The sequence below is a fragment of the Archangium sp. genome (assembly GCF_057119385.1).
Map to the genome: position 1 here is coordinate 1 of NZ_DBNGVP010000189.1, position 16,061 is coordinate 16,061.

The 16,061-nt window shown below is 70.2% G+C and carries 16 protein-coding genes; 9 read left to right on the top strand and 7 right to left on the bottom strand.

Annotated features, from left to right (window positions below; genetic code table 11):
* From AC16DP_RS44230 to AC16DP_RS44255, 6 genes are all read left to right on the top strand, one after another.
* Window positions 1-422 (top strand): NUDIX hydrolase (locus AC16DP_RS44230; RefSeq protein ID WP_483957070.1); only part of this gene is annotated, 422 nt, incomplete at its 5' end.
* A gap of 21 nt (window positions 423-443) precedes the next feature.
* Window positions 444-914 (top strand): NUDIX hydrolase, encoded by a 471-nt coding sequence (locus tag AC16DP_RS44235; protein ID WP_329734901.1) that lies wholly within the window; start codon window positions 444-446, stop codon window positions 912-914.
* A gap of 22 nt (window positions 915-936) precedes the next feature.
* The gene (locus AC16DP_RS44240; RefSeq protein WP_329734902.1) at window positions 937-1,407 is read left to right on the top strand and encodes an NUDIX hydrolase; all 471 of its coding nucleotides are present in this window, start codon (window positions 937-939) and stop codon (window positions 1,405-1,407) included.
* Between the two features lie 21 nt (window positions 1,408-1,428).
* Complete coding sequence (locus AC16DP_RS44245) at window positions 1,429-1,899, top strand: NUDIX hydrolase (RefSeq protein ID WP_329734903.1); 471 nt, start codon at window positions 1,429-1,431, stop codon at window positions 1,897-1,899.
* A 21-nt stretch (window positions 1,900-1,920) separates the two neighbouring features.
* Entirely contained in the window at window positions 1,921-2,391 is a 471-nt protein-coding gene (locus AC16DP_RS44250) for an NUDIX hydrolase (protein WP_329734904.1), read from the top strand.
* Between the two features lie 21 nt (window positions 2,392-2,412).
* Window positions 2,413-2,883: an NUDIX hydrolase gene (locus AC16DP_RS44255; RefSeq protein ID WP_329734905.1), complete on the top strand. Its 471-nt coding sequence runs from the start codon at window positions 2,413-2,415 to the stop codon at window positions 2,881-2,883.
* 82 nt (window positions 2,884-2,965) lie between these two features.
* On the opposite strand, the gene AC16DP_RS44260 is transcribed toward AC16DP_RS44255, so the two are convergent.
* The 7 genes from AC16DP_RS44260 to AC16DP_RS44290 all read right to left on the bottom strand — a co-directional run bounded on the left by AC16DP_RS44260 (window position 2,966) and on the right by AC16DP_RS44290 (window position 9,120).
* On the bottom strand, window positions 2,966-3,907 hold the full coding sequence (locus tag AC16DP_RS44260; protein ID WP_329734906.1) for a DUF2381 family protein: 942 nt from the start codon (window positions 3,905-3,907) through the stop codon (window positions 2,966-2,968).
* 110 nt (window positions 3,908-4,017) lie between these two features.
* A complete protein-coding gene (locus AC16DP_RS44265; RefSeq protein WP_329734907.1) occupies window positions 4,018-6,093 on the bottom strand; it encodes a serine/threonine protein kinase in 2,076 nt (691 codons plus the stop codon).
* A 47-nt stretch (window positions 6,094-6,140) separates the two neighbouring features.
* Window positions 6,141-6,515, bottom strand: a complete 375-nt coding sequence (locus tag AC16DP_RS44270; RefSeq protein WP_329734908.1) for a helix-turn-helix domain-containing protein — start codon at window positions 6,513-6,515, stop codon at window positions 6,141-6,143.
* Between the two features lie 8 nt (window positions 6,516-6,523).
* Entirely contained in the window at window positions 6,524-6,916 is a 393-nt protein-coding gene (locus AC16DP_RS44275; protein ID WP_329734909.1) for a helix-turn-helix domain-containing protein, read from the bottom strand.
* Between the two features lie 7 nt (window positions 6,917-6,923).
* Complete coding sequence (locus AC16DP_RS44280; protein ID WP_329734910.1) at window positions 6,924-7,346, bottom strand: helix-turn-helix transcriptional regulator; 423 nt, start codon at window positions 7,344-7,346, stop codon at window positions 6,924-6,926.
* 8 nt (window positions 7,347-7,354) lie between these two features.
* The gene (locus AC16DP_RS44285; RefSeq protein WP_329734911.1) at window positions 7,355-8,533 is read right to left on the bottom strand and encodes a protein kinase domain-containing protein; all 1,179 of its coding nucleotides are present in this window, start codon (window positions 8,531-8,533) and stop codon (window positions 7,355-7,357) included.
* Between the two features lie 29 nt (window positions 8,534-8,562).
* Complete coding sequence (locus AC16DP_RS44290) at window positions 8,563-9,120, bottom strand: hypothetical protein (RefSeq protein WP_329734912.1); 558 nt, start codon at window positions 9,118-9,120, stop codon at window positions 8,563-8,565.
* A 469-nt stretch (window positions 9,121-9,589) separates the two neighbouring features.
* On the opposite strand from AC16DP_RS44290, the gene AC16DP_RS44295 reads away from it, so the two are divergent.
* The 3 genes from AC16DP_RS44295 to AC16DP_RS44305 all read left to right on the top strand — a co-directional run bounded on the left by AC16DP_RS44295 (window position 9,590) and on the right by AC16DP_RS44305 (window position 16,061).
* Window positions 9,590-10,216, top strand: a complete 627-nt coding sequence (locus tag AC16DP_RS44295; protein WP_329734913.1) for a TIGR02265 family protein — start codon at window positions 9,590-9,592, stop codon at window positions 10,214-10,216.
* 109 nt (window positions 10,217-10,325) lie between these two features.
* Entirely contained in the window at window positions 10,326-14,336 is a 4,011-nt protein-coding gene (locus AC16DP_RS44300; protein ID WP_329734914.1) for a protein kinase domain-containing protein, read from the top strand.
* 87 nt (window positions 14,337-14,423) lie between these two features.
* Entirely contained in the window at window positions 14,424-16,061 is a 1,638-nt protein-coding gene (locus AC16DP_RS44305) for a hypothetical protein (protein ID WP_329734915.1), read from the top strand.

A 16,061-nucleotide genomic window follows, 5' to 3' on the forward strand; every position in this document is an offset into this window, starting at 1 on the left:
AGCGGGTGCGCGAGCGCGGTTACGCTTCGCTCACCGCTTTCGCCGAGGCGCGCCCCACCGCCTCGCTGCTAGCGCTGGCCGAGGAGCTTGGCAAGGATGACATCGCCGCAGTACAGGTATTTAGCGGGTTGGTCGCCGAGGCGGAGCGGAGTCGTCGAGTCACACGTCTGGTGCGCGCGCAGATTGTGCGCGAGCTGTCCGAAGGTCTGCCCAATGGCTGGCCAGCCGTGTTGAATGACGCCAACCGTTTCCAAGTCGCCAAGGCGCTCAGCGCGTGGATTACCTACACCCCCGATACGCATCAGGACAGAGCAAGACAGGTCAGCGCAGCGCTCCTCGCCAAGCCACCACCGCCCGGCTGGCGCCCGCTTGGTCCCGACGACGAGCTATTGCTCACGCTCCTGCCCGACGAGGAAGTCTGAAAGTTCCCCTTGGAGGGGGTCATGAGCGACAGACATCCTTTTCAAGGTAACTGGGTGGCGCGCCTGTATGAGCGGGTCCGCGAACGGGGTTACGATTCACTCACGGCCTTCGCCGAGGCACGCCCCACCGCCTCGCTGGTGGCTCTGGCCGAGGAACTTGGCCCGGACGACGTCGCTGGAGTGCAGGTATTCAAAGGACTGGTAGCCGAAGCAGAGCGAACTCGCCGGGTCACGCGTTTGGTGCGCAGTCAACTCGTGCGTGAACTGTACGAGTGCCTCCCCGGCGGCTGGCCCGCTGTGCTGGACGACGCCAACCGTTTCAAGGTTGCCGAGGCGATTGGCTCGTGGATTGCCTTTACCCCCGAAACTCATAAGGAGCGCGCCAGGCAGGTCAGGACAGCGTTCCTCGCCAAACATCCACCGCCCGGGTGGCGCCCGCTCGGCCCCGACGACGAACTACTGCTCACGCTCCTGCCCGATGAGGAAGTCTGAACTGCATCCACTGGAGAGGACGATGAGCGACGGACGTGCGTGGCAGGGCGACATCAAGGTGCGTCTGTACGAGCGGGTCCGCGAGCGCGGTTACGATTCGCTCACCGCCTTCGCCGACGCACGCCCTGCCGTGCCGCTGTACGTGCTGGCCGATGAGCTTGGCAAGGACGACGTCGCTGCGGTGCAGGTGTTCAGTGGATTGCTTGCCGAGGCAGAGCGGCGCCAACAAGTCACGCGCTTGGTGCGCGATGTGCTCGTACGAGAACTCGCCGAGAACCTCCCAGAAGGCTGGCCGACTGTGATGGACGACGCCAACCGTTTCAAGGTCGCGGAGGCGCTCGGCTCCTGGTTTGCCTATACCCCAGAAACCCACCGAGAGCGCGTCGATCAGGTCATGGCAGAGTTCCGAGCCACACCACCGCCGCCCGGCTGGCACCCGCTCGCTCCCGACAACGAGCTGCTGCTCACGCTCCTGCCCGACGAGGAAGCCTGAACGTTCCCCGTGGAGAGGGCCATGAGCGACAGACATCCTTTTCGAGGTAACTGGGTGGCGCGCCTGTATGAGCGGGTCCGCGAACGGGGTTACGACTCATTCACGGCCTTCGCCGAGGCGCGCCCCACCGCCTCGCTGGTGGCTCTGGCCGAGGAGCTTGGTCCGGACGACGTCGCTGGAGTGCAGGTGTTCAAAGGGCTGGTGGCCGAAGCAGAGCGAACTCGCCGGGTCACGCGTTTGGTACGCAGTCAATTCGTGCGTGAACTGTACCAATGTCTCCCCGACGGCTGGCCGACCGTGATGGACGACGCCAACCGCTTCAAGGTTGCCAAAGCCCTCGGTTTCTGGTCCTCCTTCACCCCAGAAACCCATGAAGAGCGCGTCACGCAGGCCAAAGCAGCGCTCCGCGCCACGCCGCCCCCGCCCGGGTGGCGCCCGATCGGCCCCGACGACGAGCTACTGCTCACGCTCCTGCCCGACGAGGAAGTCTGAACGTTTCCGCTGGAGAGGACGATGCGCGACGGACGTGCGTGGCAGGGCAACATCAAGGTGCGTCTGTATGAGCGGGTCCGCGAGCGCGGTTACGACTCGCTCACGGCCTTCGCCGAGGCGCGTCCTGCCGTCCCGCTGTATTTGTTGGCCGAGGAGCTTGGTAAGGATGATGTCGCCGCAGTGCAAGTGTTCAGCGGGTTGCTTGCCGAGGCGGAGCGCCGTAAGCAAGTCACACGCTTGGTGCGCGATGTTCTCGTGCGCGAGCTTGCCGAAGGTCTCCCCGGTGGTTGGCCGGCTGTGCTGGACGATACAAACCGTTTCGAGATCGCCATGGCGATTGGCCGATGGTCCGCCTACACGCCAGAGACGCATCAGAAGCGCGTCGAACAAGCCAGGGCGGCGCTCCGCGCCACGCCACCACCTCCCGGCTGGCGTCCGCTCGGTCCCGACGACGAGCTACTGCTCACGCTCCTGCCCGACGAGGAAGTCTGAACGTTCGCCTTGGAGGGGGTCATGAGCGACAGACATCCTTTTCAAGGTAACTGGGTGGCGCGCCTGTATGAGCGGGTCCGCGAACGGGGTTACGATTCACTCACGGCCTTCGCCGAGGCGCGCCCCACCGCCTCGCTTGTGGCTCTGGCCGAGGAGCTTGGTCCAGACGATGTCGTCGGAGCGCAGGTGTTGAGCGGGTTGCTCGCCGAGGCGGAGCAGCGCAAACAGCTCACTCGCTTTGTGCGCGATGTGCTTGTGCGCGAACTGGCCGTATGTCTTCCCGACGGCTGGCCGGCCGTGCTGGACGACGGCAACCGCTTCAAGGTTGCAAAGGCGCTCGGCTCATGGATTGCCGATACCCCGGTGACCCATAAGGAGCGTGCCAGGCAGGTCAGGACAGCGTTCCTCGCCACACCTCCACCGCCCGGGTGGCGCCCGCTCGGCCCCGACGACGAGCTGCTGCTCACGCTCCTGCCTGACGAAGAAGCCTGATCCTCCCCTGCCCCTCCAGGAGAGAGCACTGGCAAAACGAGCCAGAGCCACGGACGAGCCCAGCGCGCACGACAGGCGACATCTACTGAGGAAACGTCACGTTGCCGAGGGTGACCGTGCGCTGGCGATCCGCGTCCCAGAGGACGAGCGTGTACGTGCCCCGCGCCTGCTTCTCCGTGGCCAGCAGTTCCACCACGACGCGGCCCCGCTTGCCCTCCTCTCCAGGCACGGCAGGCAGGATGGGCTCGGACGCCCAGAGCGGGAGCGGCTTCAACACCTCGCCATTGGAGCCGCGCAGGACCGCGCCCGCCGCCGTCCACGGCACCGAGCCAGGATTCGTGAGGTACACCTCCACCGCCACCCGCTCCTTGGCGCGGTAGCTCGTCACGGCGGCATGGATGAGAGCATTGCCCTCTTTCTCCTTCACGTCCCACGTCAGTTCCTTGAGGGCAATGCCCCGCTTGCGGTCCACGAGGCCGGAGGCGATGGCGCCCCGCAGCCCGTCCGGCACGACGCGCTCGGCGCGGAGTTGTCGCAGTTCCTCCCGGCATTGTTGGGCGTCGGCCTCGGACTCCTCCGCCACCTGCTGGAAGTCGGTCACCGAGCGTGCCTGACGCAGCACCTTCACCTCCTGCATGCCGAGACCGGGATGCACGAGGAGCGTGAGGGTGGTGCATGGCGGTGCGGCCTCGTCCGTGAAGCACACCGTCACGTCGCTCCGTCTGCCAGAAACCAGGTTGTCGCGGGGAACCAGCGTGACGGTCTGCTGCCCCACGGCCCAGTCCACGAACCAGCCCCGGTCCTCGAGCTTCAGGGACTCCCGCTGGAGCGGCGAGTCGAAGCGGAAGGTGATGGTCAAGCCCGGGCCGATACACACCCCGGGTGACTTGCCCGGGGGGAAGGCGGACAGCTCGATACGCGGGCTCTGCGACTCGCACTCATCCACGGCCGTGGCCGCGGACACGCTGGCGGGAGTGGACACGAGCGCCAGCGCCAGGAGGCCGACAGGAGATGCGGGGAGCACGGACGGTCAACCTCCAGGAAGGCGCGGAAATCAGCCTGGGAGGATGGGCCTCTACCACACCTCCGTGCTCGAAATGCCCGACCTGCTGCCTGCCGGGCCCACGTACGTCTCTACTCGAAGCGGTCCACGGCCTGGACCTCTGCCACGGACCCGACCACAGGGGAGGCAGGCCCGCTGTCACGCATATATCCGGTGCCCCGTTGTCCTCGGTACTGGAGCTCCAAACAGACGGGGTAGGTCTGTCCGCCCTTCGACCTGGCCTGCCTGGCCTGCGTGAAGCGCCCATAGACGCGGTCCTGCCCAAAGATGAGTCGTCCGGACAGGACGGTGCCCGCCTTCAGCTTCCCCAGGTCGTCCTGCAGGGCGAACGTCGTGGACTCCTGTACGGGGACGGGCTTGGCGCTTCCGACGACGGGGAAGGTGCCGGCCGCTTCGTCGCCAATGTCGATCTCCAACTCCTTCATGGTGGCCAGGGCCTTGGAGGAGCACGCCTCGGGCTGGGGCGAGGGGCGCACCGGGGCGCCGGTGCAGGCGCCGAGGACGGCGCAGCAGGCCGCGCCGACGCACTTCTCCATGAAACGGGCGCGTATGCCCTTGCGCTGCGGCAGAGCAGCGGGCGTCTCTTCGGGCCTCGAGCGGGAGTCTTCCTTGCGAAGCATGGTGGCGAGTACGGACGCGGGGGTGGGGGGCAGGGAGAAGGCCGCGCCCCCCCCAGCTTCAGGCCACTCCTGGAAACCCGCCACTTCACGGACGGCACAGGCCCGCGCGGGAGGGCCCTCTCGCGGGGACTCGACACGTGGTGAAGCCAGGGCCACCGGCCGCACCGTGGAAGGAGAGCCGGGTGCCGGGCGCGTATGCACCACCCATGCGCCGACGCCCGCCAGGGCCAGCGCCCCCACCGCCACCACGAGGAGCGCCGCGGGGCGGAGGATTGCCACCGCCGCGGCGGAAGGGACTCCAGGCGCCGGCGGAGCGGACTCGGGCACCGGGGGCGGCAGGCCCTCCCAGGCGTGTCGCGGCGCCACTTCCGCCAACACCGCCACGAGGGCCTCGGCTGGCGAGACCGCACCCCGCGCCACCTTCGCGGGGGCAGGCGGCTCGGCCAGCTTCGCCGACGGGGGCTCGGGGACAGCGGGGGGGCCGCCGCGCTCCGGCACCGGCCGCGGCTCGCGGGCGGCCTTGCGCCCACGCCGGGGACGGTCCGCCTTCCAGACGAGGCCCGCCTGCTCCTCGCCCGCCGGGGGCCCCATGCCGGGCACCTTCACCGTGGGCGTCGCGTCCGGCGCGTCCGGGTCCATCAGCGGCACGTCCCAGCGCTCGTCCGCCGAGGCGAGAGCGGCGTCCAGCGCACCGCACAGCTCCCCGTAGCCGGAAAAGCGCGCCCCCCGGCGCTTCTCCAACATGCGCATGCACACGGCACTCAGCGCCAGGGGCACGCGCGGGTTGAGCGCATGCGGCGCAACGGGCCTCTGGTGGAGAATCCTGTCGTAGAGGCCCCCTTCGGCGCGGTGGCCGAAGGGCAGCACGTCGGTGAGGAGCCAGTAGAGGGTGACACCCAGCGCCCACAGCTCGTCGCCCACGCCGGGCCGGTAACCCGCCTTGCCCGGGGTGTTGTCCTGCTCATGGCGGACGAATTCGGGGGTGCGGTACTCGTCCGTCCCAGGCAGGGAGCGCTCGCCGGTGAGGGTGGGCTCTCCCGCCAGGTAGCCGATTCCGAAGTCCACGAGGACGGGCCGCCCGTCCGAGTCGCGGATGAGGATGTTCTCCCGCTTCAAGTCCCGGTGAAGCACTCCCTGCTCGAGAATCTCCGCGAGCGCGAGCGCCACCTCGAGCAGGACGCGCACCACCTGGCGCGCCGTGGGGTTCTCCTCCAACGCCCACTGCTCGAGCGTCCGGCCCACGACGAGGTCCATGATGAAGCACAGGTAGCCATGGTCCGGGTCCGGCCACCTGTCGCACGCCCGGAAGCGGACGACGTTGTCGTGCACCACGTGCCGGAGAATGGTGATTTCCCGCTGGCCCCAGCCCTCCAGCTCGCGGGCGCGGATGACCTTCATGGCGTAGAAGCGGCCCGCGCGCTCCACCCTGTAGACGAAGCCGAAGCCACCGTCGCCCAGCTTCTCGTCCACACGGTAGTCCCCCACCCTGTCACCTGGCTGGGGAGGCTTGAAGGGCGGAGCATGCATGGGAGCGGGACGTCCTCGGGGCTCGCGAGGCTAGCACGGCAGGGGGCCTACTCCCCCGCGGGACTCTCCAGCACCTTCGCCACGCGAATCAGCCGCTTCACCTCCCCGGGGCTCCACCCGCGCAGCATGCGGACGAGCTGCCGCAGCTCGGGCGACAGGCCGCCCTCGGGAGGAGGCACCGCCAGGGAAGGAGCCACCTCCGTGCGGCTCAATTCCAGCAACACGTCGGCGGAGATTCCGAGGGCGAGGGCCAGCTTGCGCAGTGTGGGCACGGACGGCAACAGGCCGCCGCGCTCGATGCGGCCGTAGACCTCGGTGGCGAGGCAGACCTGCCTGGCCACCTGGGCCTGGGTCAGCCCCAGCCGCTCGCGGGCCATGCGGCATACATCACCGAGAGACTTCTGCAGGTGTTCGAGTTGCATGGGTTGTCTCACCCGCCGCGCGGCGCCCGCTTGCGTGGAGGGGCCACCATGGAGCGCGCCACGGTGGCGAGCGCGGCGAGCTGCCGCTCCGTCAACGTGCGAATCGCGCGGCGCAACTGGCGCACCTCCGGGGTGCCATCGGCGGCATCTTCCGGAGGAGTGAGCCAGGAGGGCGGCTCCCGTGAGGAGAAGCCCAGGAGCGTGTTCGCATCCAGTTCCAGCGCGCCGCACAGCCGCAGCAGCGTGGACACGCTGGGCATCATCCGAGCGCGCTCGATGCGACCGTAGACGATGGGAGCGAGGCTGGCGCGTCTGGCCATCTGGGCCTGGGTGAGGCCCAGGCGCAGCCGGGTGTCCCTGGCCACCTTTCCGAGGTGGCGTTGCAATGCCGTGGGCATCATCGCTCCTTCAGCGTGCGGCCTTGTCCAGTTCGCGGTTGCCCCGTGTCGTGCGGGCCGGGTCCATGAAGCGGGCCACGAGGGTGAGCGCATGGACTTGAGCCACCCCCAACCGGCGCACGGAGCGCAGCAGACGGCGGAGGGCGGGTGGATCGTCGGACGGAGGCGCGGCCGACGCGAGCCACTGCGGCGGCGTGCCGGCGACGAGCCCCAACAGGGAGTTGGCATCCACGCCCAGAGCGCGGCACAGCCGCAGCAGGGAGGGCACGCTCGGGAGCATCTTGCCGCGCTCGAGGCGCGCGTACACCTCCGTCGCCAGCTCGACGCGCTCGGCGACCTCCGCCTGCGTCAGCCCCGCGCGGGCACGTGCCTCACGGGCCACTGCCCCCACGTGCCTCGCGAGTGAGACGTTCATCTTGTTGAAGCTGCCCACGGTGCACCTCAGTGAACGCCGCCGGGCTCGTCGCCCTTCAAGTCCGGTGGCAGGGGCAGCACGCCCTTCTCCACGTCCGGGTGGGCGGTCAGCTTGCGCAGGTCCGAGGCCTCCTTGAGGATGTCGCTCAGCTCCGCTTCCGCCTCCTTCGCTCCATAGGGCCGGCCATGGCGGGCATGCAGGAAGTCCCGCAGGTCGTAACGCATGTCGTCCGCTGAGGGGTAGCGCTCGGTGGGGTTCTGCCGCAACGCCCGGGCCACGATCTTCTGCAAGGCGGCGGGCAGATCCTTCGCCGCGTGCTCCACTTCTTCCGGACCGAAGTGCAGCACGCGATTGGCCAACGTCTCCAGGGGGAGCAGCGAGGAGCGCTCGGCGCGCACCTCGGGAGGGAATCGCTCGTCGAGGTCCTCCCACAACCTGTCGGGCGGGTCCAACGGGTAGCGGGCGAGCAACATCTCGAGCAACACCAGGCCGAGCGAGAAGATGTCGGCCCTGCCGTCCAGCCGGTGGGGGGTGAGTGGGTCGCGCTGGCGGGCCTTCGGCTTGAGGAAACCCAGGAGGATTTCCGGGGCGATGTAGGCCGGGTCTCCCCGGAGCAACCCATGGCGGGTGGGAATGCGACCGAGCAACTCCGAATAGGCCGCGCCGAAATTGGTGAGCTTGACGCGGCCATTGTCCCCCAGGCGGATGCGCATGGGGCCAACGGCGCGGTGGACGAGCTTGAGGAGGTTGCCGTCCTCGTCCTCGCAGCGGTGCGCGTAGTCGAGTGCGTCGGCTACCTCGGCGGCGACGTAGGCGGCGAAGTCGGGACTCAACTTGCGACCCACCAACCAGGCCGCGTCCATGAGGGTGAGCAGGAAGCACCCGCGCAGGTGTTCCATCACGATGTAGGGCAATTCTCCGTCCACCACGTACCCGTACACGGTGGCGATGTTGGGGTGGCGCAGGGACTTGGAAAGACTCACCTCCTCCAGTGCCCGGTGCCGGGCCTCGCGCCCGTGCTCCATGACGATGGGCTTGAGAACGACGAGCTTCACCGGGCCACCCTGCAGCGGCTCTCGCGTGGCGAGCAGCAGGGTGTCGTAGTCGGGGTGCTCGACGAGGTGGCGGACAATCGCGTAGCGGAAGTCGCCGACCGCGAAGGACTTGCCGGGCCCGGGACCATCGGGCTTCTTCGATTCGGACATGAGAGAGAGTGGAAGCGGGAGAGGAGTGCCTAGCGCGCGACGGTGGAACCAGGGACGGACACGGGCTGCCAGTTGTCCGTCTCGTCCTTCCTGTAGAAGGTACCCACCTCGAAGGAGCCCGCCCGATACGCCCCGTCCTGGACGCCCACGGGGCCCACGCACTGCAGTTCCCTGCCACTGAGCGCAAAGGCCAGGTAGCCATCGGGCCGCAGCACCACGAGCGGCTGGAACTCCTGGACACGGCGGCCCAGTTCCGCCCGGGAAACAGCCTCATTCTTGAGCACCACATCGAGCAGCAGCACGTCCGCCACCAGCCACGGGGCGTATTCCGATGCCTTGGGCGGAAAGAGGTGGAAGTGAAGCCGGAGCTGCCTGGCGTGCTCCGGGGACAAGTCCCGCCCCTTGGGCAGTAGTTCCGCGGAGAGCCCGGCTTTCAGCAGCAGGGCACCGAACTCGTCCAGTTCCGCGAGCGCGTCCCGGGTAGTGGCATACGCCGGGAGCGGCGTACCGCTGGCGCATGCCAGGGGGCACAGCAACACGAGAGAGAGCACTGCAAACAAGCCCGGCGGGAGACGGACGACTCCCACGGAAACACGACTCCACTTCCGACACGAAAGAGATTCGCTCGGCACGATGGCACCTCCAGAAACGCCTGCTGTGGATTGAGCTGACGACCAAACAGGTAGCACAGCCAACACAAGAAGGAAAGCCCTGCCCAACCGCCCAGGTCATACAAACAGGCCAACCCGTCAGAGCGGCAGAAGCCTGTTTTTGAGACAGCAAAGCCCTCCTCGGTGGTTTGGAACCGATAAGTGAGTCCGAGCCCCCCAACCTGTGACGTCATGCTGAAGCGCGGGCCCCACAACGGGCGGAGTCAGGGGACAAACGGAGCCAAAGAAAAGGGCGTTACCTGCGGTGGTGCGCCACGACACAGGGATGGGAGGGCAACGAGCCGGCGCCTCCTCCGCCTCACTCGTTGACATCAACGAGCATCACACCTCCCCCCACACCACTCATTGACGTCAACGAGTGCGGGGCCCGAGCGCGAGGTCACGTATGAGCACGCAGACCCTGGCCGTCACCCCGGACACGCTACGGCTCGGCTCGCCGGAAGAGCTGAAGCACCAGCGCTCCTTCATCAAGGAGTCGGACACTTCGCGAGGGCTCCTCTTCAACTCCATCCTGGAGGTCGTGCGCTGGACGAAGAGCGAGGCCGAAGTGCGGCACTGCCAGGAAGTGGAGGGGGAGCCGAAGTTCGTGGACGTCTTCAGCCATCCACTGAGCAAGTTCGTCACCCTCATCTACGCGGCGGCACGCCTCCTGAGCGCGGAGACGGGTGACTTCGAGGGGGCGCTCCGGCAGTTGGGCCAGCAGACCGCGGCGAACTTCCTCACCTCCGCGTCCGGCAAGCTGATGATGTCGCTGGTTCAGCAGAACCCGAAGCGGCTGTTCAACAGCCTGCGCGCGAGTCTCCAGGTGGTGGCCACGAGCATGGAGCAGCTCACCACGCGGATGACGGGACCGGCGAGCGGCATCCTCACCTACAAGCACGACCTCCTCCCCCGGCCCAACATGGAGGGCGGGCTGCTGGCGCTCTTCCTCTCCGCGAACGTCCGCGGCGTGAGGGTCCGCTCCTGGGCGACGGGGCCCCTCGATAGCGAGTACGAGATTTCCTGGGAGTGAAGCCACCCCGCCAGGTGGGTTGCTTCCAACCCTGGGGACTCCCCTGATTTCGGCCCGGAAGCGGCGAAAGCCGGCCGGGTTGCGGTAGATTGGGGACGTGCCGCGTTGTGTGACATGCGGGCAGCGTTGGGAGGGGACCCATGCGCACTGTCCTCGAGGAGCCACCCCGACCAACGCCCCCTCCCCGGGGCGTGGCCGGCCGTCGCCGTCCCTCGTCCTCTCCGGCTACCGGCTGGAGGAGGAAGTCGCGCGCGGTGGCTTCGGCACGCTCTACTCCGCCTGGCGCGAGCGAGACGGCCTGCGCGTGGCCATCAAGGTGGCCCACCCGGAAGTCCCCCTCGCCCGCGCGCAGCTCGCCCGCGAGACCGAGGTGCTGCGCGTCATCGGCCCTCCCACCGTCCCCGCCGTGCATGACACGGGCACCCTCCCCACGGGCGCCCCCTACCTCGTCATGCAGTTCATCCCCTGGCCCACCCTCGCGCAGCGCATGGCGCAGGTCGCCGGCCCCATGCCGCTCGCCGAGCTCTCCTCGCGCGCGCTGGCCCTGCTGGACGCGCTCGCGGTGGTGCACGGCCACGGCTACCTCCACGGGGACCTCAAGCCGGAGAACGTCTTCCTCGATGAGGCCGCGCGCTCCGCCGGCTTCTTCGACTTCGGCCTCGCGCGCTCCGTGAGCACGCCGGCCCTCTCCTCCGCCGACGAGCCCACGCCTCCCATCGGCGACTCCTTCGCGGGCACCGTCGAGTACATGTCCCCGGAGCAGTGCTCGGGCCAGTCCGGCCTGGACATCCGCTCGGACATCTACTCCCTGGGCATCCTCTTCTACGAGATGCTCACCGGCCGCCCGCCCTTCTTCGGCACTCCGGCCGACGTCATCCACGCCCACCTCGCGCGCCGGCCCCTGCGCCCCTCGGAGCTGGTGCCCGTGCCCGCGGCGCTCGAGCAGGTGGTGCTGCGCTGCCTCACCAAGGAGCGCGAGCGCCGCCATGACTCCGTGGCCGCCCTGCGCCTCGCGCTCCAGGAGGCCCTGGCCAGCACCGGGAAGCCCTCCACCCCGGTGCCCCACGCGCGCGAGAAGGCCGCGCCCACGCCGCCCGCGCCCGTGCGCCGCTCGGTGGCGGTGCTCTTCTTCCGCTCGGGCGCCAACCCCGTCACCGTGCAGAAGGCGCTCGCCAGCTTCGGCGGGCAGATGGCCTCCCACGAGGGCACCCGCTTCGCCGGTGTCTTCGATCCGGACGCGGGGGAGAATCCCGTGCAGCGCGCCCGGCAGGCCGCCGAGGGCCTCGCCGCGCAGAACCTCGCGCCCGCAGCGCTGGTGGACGTGGCCACGGTGACGGTGCAGCGCCGCCCCGGTGGCCCCGCGCGCTACCTCGGCCCCATCTTCGCGCGCAAGGATCGCTACCCCACCGACGAAGATCCCTCCACCCTGCTGCTCACCACCGCGGCGGCCGAGGCCCTGCCGGACCTGCCGTGCGAGCCGGTGACGGGCCGCGACGGCGTCTTCCGGCGCGCGCCGGCGAGCCTGGGCCGCGAGGACGTCACCATCCTCCAGCATGGCAGTGGCGTGCTGGTGGGCCGGGGCAGCGAGCTGGCCGAGCTGATGGAGAGCGCGGGCATGGCGCTGGTGGAGGGAGCGCCCACGCTCGTCACCGTGCTGGGGGACCGGGGCCACGGCAAGACACACCTGAGCGCCGCGCTCGCCCAGCAGCTGCAGGTGGGCCTGCCCAACGCGCGGGTGACCACGTGGCGCGCCCGCGAGCCGGTGCAGGGCGATCCCGAGGGCACCCTGCGCATGCTGCTGCGCGGCGCCCTCTACGACTTCCGCGGCGACGCCGAGCTGACGGGCTCCGACCACGAGGGCCGCGCCGCGTGCTTCGAGCTGCTGGGGCCCCCGCTGGCCACCGAGCTGTGGCCCGGCGTGGCCTCCACCCTCGGATGGATGGCCCCGGGCGCCGCCGGACTGCAGAACTGGGCCGCGGCCCCTGGCGCCCTCCGCTCGCTGGCCATGCGCGCCGCCGGTGAACTGCTGGCCGCGCGCGCCCGCCGCCGGCCCCTGTGCCTCATCCTCGACGACGCCCAGTACGCCGAGGAGACGGCCCTGGACGCGCTGGAGTACGCCGCGCTCGCCGAGTCCCGCCTGCCCCTCTGGGTGTGCGTGCTGGCGCGCCCCGGCTTCGAGCGCCTGCGCCCCTCCTGGGGTACGCGCGCCGCCCGCAGGCACGTGCTGCCGCTCGGCCCCCTGTCGCCGCCCAGCGCCGTGGAGCTGTGCCGCACCCTGCTGCGCCCCGCGGAGAACATCCCCGCCGCCGCGCTCGAGTACATCTCCGAGCGTGCCCAGCGCGTCCCCCTCTTCCTCGTGGAGCTGGTGCGGGGCCTCAAGCGCCAGGGCCTCGTGCGTCAGCGCGCGAATGGCGGCAGCTGGTACCTGGCCACGGACGAGCTGGACCGGATGCCGGAGCTGCGGCTGGTGGACTGGCTGGCGGACCGCGAGTTGGGCGCGCTCCCGGTGGAGCTCGCGGCGCATGCGCGGTTGTGCGCGCTGCTCGGCCCGGACTTCACCGCCGCCGAGGCCGAGGGCGTGGTGCACGCGCTGGAGGAGGACGGCGGCGCGGCGGACTTCCCGTTGGATCCCCGCCATGCCACGCGCCGGCTGTTGGATCTGGGCCTGCTGGTGAGCCACCGCCAGGAGGGCCTCAGCTTCCGCAACGAGCTGCTGCGCGCCACGGTGGAGCGCTCGCTGCCGGAAGCGGACCGGGCACGCATCCACCGCGCCGCGTTCCGCTACTACCAGAGCAAGGCCGGGGCCGCCGAGCGCCAGCGCCTGCCCCGCCTGGCCCTGCACGCCGCCGCCGCCGGCCTGCGCGACGAGGCCGCCGCGCTCTACATCGACCTGGCCGAGTCCGCGCGGGGGCGCCACGCCTATATCGAGGCCGAGTCCACCTATACGCGCGCGCTCGAGCTGCTGGAGGCCGATGACCGGCGGCGGCGCCTCACGGTGCTCCGGGGACGGGGCCTCATGCGCTACCGCGTGGGGCGCTACGAGGACTCGCTGGCGGACTTCGCCGCGGCGCGCGAGCTGGCCCGGCAGCTGGAGGCGGTCTTCGACGAGGTGGACCTGCTGCTGGACGAGGCCATGGCCTACGATTGGATCAACGACTACGCGCGCTCGGAGGCTCGGGTGTACGCGGCGCAGGAGCTGGCCTTCGCCCGGAAGCTGCAATCGCCGCTGTTGCAGCTGCGGCTGCTGCTGGGCCTGGGGCGCGCGCAGTTCCGCAACGGCCAGTGGGTGGAGTGCTGCGAGCCGCTGCGGGAGGCGGCCGAGCGGGCGCGGAAGCTGGGAGATGCCGGCTACGAGTCGCTGGTGGTGGCGCAGCTGCTGCTGGGCGTCATCCTCCCCAACATCGGCCACATCGACGAGGCGGAGCACATCCTCGAGGAGGTCATCGCCGAGTGCAGCGAGCGCGGGGACCGGCTGCACCTGGGCAGCGCCATCAACAACCGGCGCAACCTGTGGGTGGCGCGCAACGACGTCCAGGGGGCGATGCAGGACCAGGAGCGCTTCCTGCACCTGGGGCGCGAGCTGGGCATGGTGGGCTGGGAGTACTTCGCCGAGCACAACATGGGCGAGCTGCTCCACCAGGCGGGGAACGTGGAGGCGGCGGCCCCGCACATCATCCGCGCCATCGAGCTGGAGCGGCACCACCCGGAGATGGCCCCGAGGCCCTGGGCGCTGCTGCTCCAGGCCCGGGCCCTGGCCTACCTCGGACAGGACGAGAAGACGCGCGTGCTGCTGAAGGAGATCCGCCAGACGTTGAAGCAGAGCGGCGCGGAGTTCAGCCCCTCGGAAGAGGTCATGTTCGACGCGGTGGAGCTGGCCACGCGCGACGCCACCGACGCGGAGTGGGAGGCACTGCTGGCGCGCTCCAACGAGTTCTCGGTGGAGCAGGAGCCCCTGGAGGTGCTGGAACTGAGGGGGCGGGCCTTGCGACAGCGGGGCCGCTGGAAGGAGGCCGTGCGCATCCTGGAGGAGGCCCTGCGCCGGGCCGAGACCATCCCCAACGTCATGAGGGAGCGGCTGAAGCACAGCCTGGAGAGCGCGCGCCGCCCCCCCGAGGCGTGAGGCCGCGAACCAGCGGGGCGCTCGCCTGGAAGCCCGGTGGAAGGTCCGTGCCGTCCACGCCCCATGAGGTAGAGTCGCGCCCTTGCCATGAGCAGCGACCCCTCCGCCCCGACTCCCTCCGTCCCCGACTCCACGACTCCGGGAAGGCGCCTTGGCTGGCTGGCCGGAGTGGGCTGTGGGGTGGCGGTGCTGGCGCTCACCTTCGCGCTCGCGCCCGAGTACTGGCAGGCGCGCGGCTTTCCACTCGATGACGCGTGGATCCACGCCGTCTACGCGCGCAGCGTGGCCCGGGGGGACTGGCTCAGCTACAACCCCGGCGTGCCGGCCACCGGGGAGACGTCCCCGCTGTGGGCCTTCGTGCTGTCGGTGGCGCACCTCGGCGGGGCGAGCGCGGGGCGGGCGGTGCTCGTCACCAAGCTGCTGGGCTTCCTGCTGCATGCGCTCACCGCGGCCGGCCTGTACGCGGTGCTGCGGGGCGCGGGCCGGCTCGTGGCCGTGAGCGCGGCCCTGGTGGTGCTGGTGAGCCCGCACCTGGTGGCGGCCAGCATCTCCGGCATGGAGGTGCCGCTGGCCACGCTCGCGGCGGTGGGCTTCGTGCTCGTGCTGCGAAGTCAGCGCCCCTGGCTGTATGCGCTGTGCGGAGCGCTCGGTCCGCTCGCCCGCCCCGAGGTGGGTGTCTTCCTGGTGCTCCTGCCGCTCGTGGTGCGCCCCCAGCCCGGGTGGAGGCCCGTGGTGAGGCGCTGGCTCGAGGCGGCGCTGGGGCTCATGCTCGGCGGCGGCGCGTGGGCCGCGTGGAACCTGTATGCCTCCGGCCGGCCACTGCCGGCGACGTTCTACGCCAAGGTCACCTCCTCGCGCGCCCCGCTGCTCCCCGCCCTGCTGCACTCGCATCGGGTGGGCTACTCCGAGCTGCTGCCGGAGGTCTCCTGGCCCTGGCCCGTGCTGCTGGTGCTGGGGGCGCTGGCCGTGTGGACCGTGTGGCGCCGCCAGTCCGCGAGCAACACGGAGCGGCTGACGGCCGGGCTCGTGGCGGTGGCGCTGGCGTTCTGCTCCACCTCGCTGGCGCTGCGGCGCATGGGCCAGGTGGAGAGCTTCTATGCCCAGCGCTACGTGCTGCCCGCCTTGCCCTTCCTGCTGGCGGCCCTGCCAGTGCTGCTGGGCGGGTGGCTGCGGCGGCGTCTGGCGAGCCACGGCCCCCGGATCCCCGCGCTGGCCGTGGCGGTGCTGCCCCTCGTGATGGCCACGGGACTGGCGCCCCGGCTGGCGCGGCTGGAGAACGACGCGCACAACATCGACGACCTGCAGGTGCAGGAGGGCCTCTTCCTCTCGCACGCCTCGCCCGGGGACGTGGTGTGGGTGCTCGACGCGGGCGCCTCGCGCTTCTTCGGCAACGCCTTCGTGGTGGACCTGCTCGGCCTCAACACGCCGCAGATGCTGAGCGAGGACGCGCAGGCCTGGCTCACCCAGCACCCGCCGCGCTTCCTCGAGTGGACCAAGGGCTGGGCCGCCATCCAACCCGACGACAAGTCCGGGCTGCGCATCGCGGGCACCTTCCAGACGAGCACCGCGTACACCGTCTCGCACCAGGAGGAGATGGGGACGCGCCTGTTGATGGAGTGCGCCCCCGGCGTGGGAGGCGTGTACGCGCGCAAGTCGAACCGGTGGCGCTACACGTGCGCGGCGGCGCCCTCCGCGCAGCCCATGGTGGAGGACGCCCAACCCTGA

What these genes read in the sequence shown, in the direction of transcription:
- AC16DP_RS44235 (WP_329734901.1), top strand. Translation starts at nt 444, where the DNA reads ATGAGCGACAGACATCCTTTTCAAGGTAACTGGGTGGCGCGCCTGTAT.
- AC16DP_RS44240 (WP_329734902.1), top strand. Translation starts at nt 937, where the DNA reads ATGAGCGACGGACGTGCGTGGCAGGGCGACATCAAGGTGCGTCTGTAC.
- AC16DP_RS44245 (WP_329734903.1), top strand. Translation starts at nt 1,429, where the DNA reads ATGAGCGACAGACATCCTTTTCGAGGTAACTGGGTGGCGCGCCTGTAT.
- AC16DP_RS44250 (WP_329734904.1), top strand. Translation starts at nt 1,921, where the DNA reads ATGCGCGACGGACGTGCGTGGCAGGGCAACATCAAGGTGCGTCTGTAT.
- AC16DP_RS44255 (WP_329734905.1), top strand. Translation starts at nt 2,413, where the DNA reads ATGAGCGACAGACATCCTTTTCAAGGTAACTGGGTGGCGCGCCTGTAT.
- AC16DP_RS44265 (WP_329734907.1), bottom strand. Translation starts at nt 6,093, where the DNA reads ATGCATGCTCCGCCCTTCAAGCCTCCCCAGCCAGGTGACAGGGTGGGG.
- AC16DP_RS44270 (WP_329734908.1), bottom strand. Translation starts at nt 6,515, where the DNA reads ATGCAACTCGAACACCTGCAGAAGTCTCTCGGTGATGTATGCCGCATG.
- AC16DP_RS44275 (WP_329734909.1), bottom strand. Translation starts at nt 6,916, where the DNA reads ATGATGCCCACGGCATTGCAACGCCACCTCGGAAAGGTGGCCAGGGAC.
- AC16DP_RS44285 (WP_329734911.1), bottom strand. Translation starts at nt 8,533, where the DNA reads ATGTCCGAATCGAAGAAGCCCGATGGTCCCGGGCCCGGCAAGTCCTTC.
- AC16DP_RS44295 (WP_329734913.1), top strand. Translation starts at nt 9,590, where the DNA reads ATGAGCACGCAGACCCTGGCCGTCACCCCGGACACGCTACGGCTCGGC.
- AC16DP_RS44305 (WP_329734915.1), top strand. Translation starts at nt 14,424, where the DNA reads ATGAGCAGCGACCCCTCCGCCCCGACTCCCTCCGTCCCCGACTCCACG.